The 1,853-nt window shown below is 55.3% G+C and carries 1 protein-coding gene and 1 pseudogene; both read left to right on the forward strand.

Going from position 1 to position 1,853, the window contains the following annotated elements:
* Positions 1–203, forward strand: a pseudogene (locus H8Z83_RS18965) (plasmid mobilization relaxosome protein MobC); the annotation flags it as partial.
* A 159-nt stretch (positions 204–362) separates the two neighbouring features.
* Positions 363–1,709 (forward strand): relaxase/mobilization nuclease domain-containing protein, encoded by a 1,347-nt coding sequence (locus H8Z83_RS18970; RefSeq protein WP_187016456.1) that lies wholly within the window; start codon positions 363–365, stop codon positions 1,707–1,709.
* Positions 1,710–1,853: the final 144 nt, after the last annotated feature.

The following is a 1,853-nucleotide window of genomic DNA, read 5'->3' on the forward strand; positions in this document are numbered from 1 at the left end:
TTCATGTTGACCTTTCGCCTGTTCGTGAGCTGGTTTCGCTCCAGCGGCGATGCTCCAACAATCTGAACCAAGTGGCAATTCAAGCCAACACCTACGGCGCAATTTATCCCGAAGAACTCACGGCCTTGCAGCGGGACTATGCGGCCTTATGGGGGCCGCTGTCTGATCTCTTGAAACAGCTCTCCGCGCTGGTAGAGCTCTGACCCATCCGGGGAGTGGTTGATACCGCTCCCCGGCTTTTTCTACTTCGGGACAAAGTGTCCCAAAGTAAAAATACTGTTTGCCGGAAGGAGGGATTTTTTACGGCGACCACCTACATCCGCCCTTATAAAACAGCGGCGGGAAAAAGTGCAATTCAAACGATGGAGGATCGTTTCACCTATGGTCTGAACCCGGAAAAGCTGGGAGCCGTATCTTCCTATCTCTGCGATCCGAACACGGCTCCCGCCGAGTTTCTTCTGGTAAAAAGTCAATACCTTGCAGAGACAGGCCGGGCCGTGTCTCGCGGGGCCCTGTTCTTTCAGATCCGGCAGGCGTTCCTGCCCGGGGAGGTTACGGCGGAAGAAGCAAACCGTATCGGCTATGAAACGGCGATGCGCTGGACAAAGGGAAAGTATCAGTTCTTCGTCTGTACGCATACCGACAAGGCCCATATCCACAATCACATTTATTTCAATGCGACGGCCTTTGACCGCTCCCGGAAATTTCATAATTTCATTGGTTCGTCCTTTGCCCTGCGGCGGCTCTCTGACCGCGTGTGCATCGAACATGAATTGTCTGTTATCCAAAATCCGTGCCAGCACAGCAAGGGTCGTTTTCTCCACTATGGACAGTGGATCGGAGAAAAGCCACCCTCTGCCAAGCAGCGGGTGCGGCTGGCTGTTCTCGCCGCTTTGGAGAAAAAGCCCACGGACTTTGCCGACTTTCTTCGTCTCATGGAGGAGTCCGGCTTTGCGGTGAAACATGGGCGGGGCGGTGTCATCTCATTCCTTGCACCCGGGCAGGAAAAACCGACCCGGCTCCGGGCTTCTACACTTGGAGTTGGATTTGACCCGGAGGACATCAAGGCGGTAATTGCCGGGGAACGTCCACTCCCCGAACTGCCCGAGGAGCCCACGCTTCCGCCACGGCGAGTTAATCTCATCATCGACATTCAAGAGCGTATGGCCCAAGGCAAGGGCCCAGCCTATGAACGATGGGCCAAGGTCTACAACCTAAAACAAATGGCCGCCGCGCTCCAGTATTTGCAGGAGCATCATCTGACAGACTATGCGGCACTGACGGCCAGCACCGAGGCTGCGGTGGATCACTTTCACAAGCTGTCTGACGAGCTCCGCACAACGGAGGAGGCTCTTTCCAAAACCTCGGAGCTGATGGCTGCCACGGTGGACTATGCCAAGACCCGCCCGGTGTTCGATGGGTACAAAGCTGCGCGGTACAGTAAAAAGTATCTGGCCCAGCATGAAGCAGAGCTTGCCACTTACCGGGCGGCAAAGGATACCATGAACACCATACTGAACGGCGCAAAGCTCCCTAAGATTGAAGCACTAAAAAAATCCCGCCGTGAGCTGGCAGGACAGAAAAAAGAGCTTTATGCAGAATACCGGGAAGCCCAGCGGCAAATGCGGGAGGCCGTGGCGGTAAAAGCGAACATTGATCATCTGCTCGGCATAACAGACGAGCGTGAAAATAAGGCCCAGGAACGATAGTGACGGGCCGCAGACTACGGTGCAGCGCACCGGGACTTTGGGACAATTTGTCCCGAAGTACAGCGGGTTTGGGGAGCTCCCCAACAAGCATTTTTGCGGGCCCTGCGCCCTGCAAAAATTTCGGAGTGTGGCCACACCCGAATT

The sequence above is a fragment of the Dysosmobacter segnis genome (genome assembly GCF_014297285.1).
GTDB lineage: Bacteria > Bacillota > Clostridia > Oscillospirales > Oscillospiraceae > Oscillibacter > Oscillibacter segnis.